General features: G+C 48.5%; 3 protein-coding genes. 1 reads left to right on the top strand and 2 read right to left on the bottom strand.

The annotated features are described in order from the left end of the window. Positions 1 to 146: 146 nt before the first annotated feature. On the bottom strand, positions 147 to 1,139 hold the full coding sequence (locus VIM87_RS09725) for an aldo/keto reductase (protein ID WP_331996803.1): 993 nt from the start codon (positions 1,137 to 1,139) through the stop codon (positions 147 to 149). A gap of 95 nt (positions 1,140 to 1,234) precedes the next feature. Continuing rightward, entirely contained in the window at positions 1,235 to 2,392 is a 1,158-nt protein-coding gene (locus VIM87_RS09720) for a homogentisate 1,2-dioxygenase (protein ID WP_331996802.1), read from the bottom strand. Between the two features lie 577 nt (positions 2,393 to 2,969). Between VIM87_RS09720 and VIM87_RS09715 the strand changes: the two genes are divergently transcribed. Continuing rightward, positions 2,970 to 4,247: aspartate kinase (locus tag VIM87_RS09715; protein WP_331996801.1), on the top strand; the 1,278-nt coding region annotated here is incomplete at its 3' end.

Genomic DNA, 4,247 nt, shown 5'->3' with positions numbered 1-4,247 from the left:
GACTAAGATCGTCCCCGTTTATTAATTCTATATCTGCGTAAACTAATCCCATAATTACAAATATAAGGATTTATAAAATTGGCTATATAACACAAAAACGCCCGGAAAGTTCATCACCTTCCGGGCGCTCAGCTCCTTCCTCTCTCCTACACCAGCTGCAGCTTATATAACCGCTCATTAATATAATCGATCTCCTCAGCGCTCAGCTTCACATTGATCGCTTTTGCATTCTGTATGGCCTGGTTCGCATCACGGGCGCCTACCAGCGCTACTGTAATACCCGGCCTTTCAATAGTCCAGCGGATCACTAATTGCGCCACCGTAGCATTTTTACTTTCCGCCATAGGCCGCAGCTCATCCAGGAAAGCATTAATGCGGGTAATATTTTCAGGCTGGTAAAAGCGGTTACCTTCACGGGTATCTCCTTCATTAAAAGAGTGCCCCGGTTTTATTTTACCGGTAAGTATGCCTCTCTGCAGCGGGCTGTAAGCCAGTATGCCGATCTTGTTCTCTATACAATAAGGCACCAGCTCTTTTTCAATGCTTCTTTCCACCATGCTGAAAGGCACCTGGTTAGAGGCCAGCTTTACCACGCTATGAGCGGCTTTGGTTTGTTCAACATTATAGTTACAAACGCCTGCTTCGCGGATCTTACCCTGCTCTTTCAGGCGTAATACCGCTTCATAGGTTTCTTCAATGGGCGTAGTCACATCGGCCCAGTGAATTTGCAGCAGGTCAATATAATCGGTGCCTAAGCGCTTCAGGCTGTCCTCACATTCCTGGATCACGCTTTCCTTGCCGGCATATTTGTAAATGTCAATGTCTTTACCGCTGTTATCCTTGCTTTTAAAAGCCAGTGTGCCTTTGTCCAGGTCCCAGCGCATACCGAATTTGGTGAGGATCTGCAGCTGGTCACGCTGCTGGCCTTTAATGGCTTCGCCTACGATCTCTTCACTCAATCCCTGCCCGTAAATAGGCGCCGTGTCAATGGAGGTTACCCCATGATCAATAGATACCCGGATCGCTTCCAGCGCATCCTTACGCTCTGCGCCGCCCCACATCCAGCCGCCAATAGCCCATGCGCCAAATGTAATGGCAGACACTTTTAAATTACTCTCTCCTAGTTGCCTGTATTCCATATGATGATTGATTTAGAGGGTACCAAGATAAAGTAAATCATCAGCGGGGCAGCTATTTTTTTGAGCATCCCTTCCTATTTTATTTGATAGTAACCCTACTCCGACCAGCTCATCACATACTGCTTATCTTCAATAGCAAGCGCTTCTTCGGTGATCTGCAGCGGGTGAAAAGTATCTACCATCACGGCCAGCTCTTTTGTTTCCTTTGCGCCAATACTTTTTTCAACTGCACCGGGGTGCGGCCCGTGCGGGATGCCACCGGGGTGCAGCGTGATCATGCCGCGGGTTACATGTTTGCGGCTCATAAAATCCCCATCCACATAATACAGCAGCTCATCACTGTCAATATTGCTATGGTTATAAGGTGCAGGGATAGCCTGTGGGTGATAATCGAACAGGCGCGGGCAAAAAGAGCATACCACAAAATTGCCGCCCTCAAAGGTTTGGTGCACCGGCGGCGGCTGGTGCACACGCCCTGTAATAGGCTCAAAATCGTGAATAGAAAAGGCAAAGGGGTATTCGCAGCCATCCCAGCCCACCACATCAAAGGGATGATGCGCATAGTGGATGGGATACATCATCCCCTTCTTTTTAATCCGGATCAGAAAATCCCCTGCTTCATCAATGGTTTGCAGGTGCTGCGGCTGGCGGATGTCCCTTTCGCAAAAGGGTGCATGCTCCATCAATTGTCCGTATTGGCTTAAATACCGTTTGGGAAAACGGATAGGGCTAAACGATTCCACAATGAACAGGCGGTTATTGGCATCTGAAAAAGCTACCTGGTAAATAGTACCCCGCGGTATCACCAGGTAATCGCCATAGCTGAAAGGCAGCTGCCCGTATTGGGTATGCAAAATGCCGGAGCCTTCATGCACAAAGATCAGCTCATCCGCATCTGCATTTTTATAAAAATAATCCTGCATGCTTTGCTGCGGCGCAGCCAGCACTATATGGCAATCACTGTTCACCAGCACCGCCTTGCGGCTGGCCAGGAAATCAGGCACCGGTTTAATGTTAAAACCCTGGAAGCTGCGGTGCTTCAGCATTTTTTCCTCCGCAATACGCGGCGCTGCGGAATAAGGCTCATCCACCTTTATGATCTCCGTAGGCGGGTGACAGTGATACAGCAGTGAGTAATGGGAAGAAAAACCCTCCGTAGAAAAAAGCTGCTCCGAGTATAAAGTACCGTCAGGTTTACGGAATTGGGTATGGCGTTTATGCGGGATCTGTCCCAGCTGATGATATTGAGGCATGGCTTGTTTTTAAAAATGAAGTAAGATGTTGGAGATGTTGAAAGCAGGACTTCATTTCACCGAATCCATGGCCAGGGTGGCCAGCAGGAAATAGTATTTCCACCTGCGCTTGTCTATATAATACGTGAAATTCCTGAAGTAAGGCATAATAGCACCTTTATACATCCAAATATAGCCTATTGGTTTAAATCAGCAAAGCTGCTGCCGTATAACAGCACCGGCTGCACATCTGCTCAACAAAGGTGTGTACAAAGCTGTTATATTTAGTATTTATTCGTATTTACCCAATTTTATTTAAATTATTTCAAAAAATTGACAATTGGGTTGTTTTTTAAACATAAAACCAAGACTTTTGTTACCAGAAAGTAAATTTTCTATAATAGTGCTACCAATATCCACATACTTCACTACCGCTGCACGCTCCTTCTCCGGGGCTGGCATCAGCACTATTACAACATCCACCATTACAACCCCTGTGCGGGGTTAAGATAAACATATCGTCTCACGACCACTCCGGTGGTAGGTCCCGCGAAAGGGAACCACACTTTTTCTACGCATTCACTAACTTAAGTTTCACATGCAGGTATTAAAATTCGGCGGTACATCCATGGGTAGTACCAGGGCCATAGAGCAGGTTTGTAACATTATCCTTCACCAGAAACCCCAGGGCCGCTTTGCCATCGTAGCCTCTGCCATGAGCGGCATTACAGATAAGCTGATCCGCTGCGGACAGCTGGCTGCCAAAGGCCAGGAGCAATACAAATCCGTGTTACAGGAAATTGAAACCTTACACCTGGATACCATCCGTACCCTGTTTCCCATTACCGCGCAAAGCAGCCTGATTAGCCAGGTGAAGAAAAAGCTGAATGTGCTGGAAACCCTGTGTGACGGTATTTTCCAGGTAGAAGAGCTGAGCAAACGCTCCCTCGATAAAATTATGAGCTTTGGCGAGCTGGTATCTTCGTATATGCTTGCCGAAAAGCTGAAACAGCTGGGCGCCACCGCTGTATGGAAAGACAGCCGGGAGCTGATAGTGACCGACGCTTTCTTCGGCAGCGCAAGGGTGAACTTCCTGGCCACCAACCATCAGATCGCAGAATATTTCCAGGAAGAAAAAGCAGATTATGTGGTGATACCCGGTTTTGTAGCCGCCAGCTCCGATGGGGAAACCACTACCCTGGGCCGCGGCGGATCCGACTATACCGCCGCTATTGTTGCCGCAGCAGTGAGTGCCAGGGTGCTGGATATATGGACGGATGTTAGCGGCATGATGACCGCCGACCCACGCCTGGTATCACAGGCCATTCCCATTCCGCATATCAGCTATGAGGAAGCCATGGAGCTGTCGCACTTTGGCGCCAAGGTTATTTACCCGCCCACCATACAGCCGGTAATGACCAAACGCATTCCCATCTGGATCAAAAATACCTTTGCCCCGGAAGATCATGGCACCCTGATTCATGTGCACGACGGCCATAACCGCAGCTATCCTGTAACCGGTATTTCCGGGATCCAGAACATTGCATTACTTACACTGGAAGGCAGCGGTATGATAGGCATACCCGGTTTCTCCCGCCGCCTGTTCGATTCCCTGTTACAGGAACGCATCAACGTGATCCTCATCACCCAAAGCTCGTCGGAGCACTCCATAACGGTAGGTATACACGAAGCAGATATGCTGAAGGCCAAAACTACAGTTGACAGCGAGTTTGCCCAGGAGATCCAGGAAAAGCAGATAGAGCCGCTGCTCGTAGAAAGAGATCTTTGCATTGTAGCAGTGGTGGGTGATAAGATGCGGAACCATCATGGCACCAGCGGCAAACTGTTTGGCGCTTTGGGCCGCAATGGGGTGAAT

The sequence above is a fragment of the Chitinophaga sp. genome, from assembly GCF_036569125.1.
Classification (GTDB): Bacteria; Bacteroidota; Bacteroidia; order Chitinophagales; family Chitinophagaceae; genus Chitinophaga.
This window is presented reverse-complemented; position numbering and strand designations above follow the sequence as displayed.

Bases quoted from the DNA above. Each gene is read 5' to 3' on its own strand.
- VIM87_RS09720 (WP_331996802.1), bottom strand. From the start codon at position 2,392: ATGCCTCAATATCATCAGCTGGGACAGATCCCGCATAAACGCCATACC.
- VIM87_RS09725 (WP_331996803.1), bottom strand. From the start codon at position 1,139: ATGGAATACAGGCAACTAGGAGAGAGTAATTTAAAAGTGTCTGCCATT.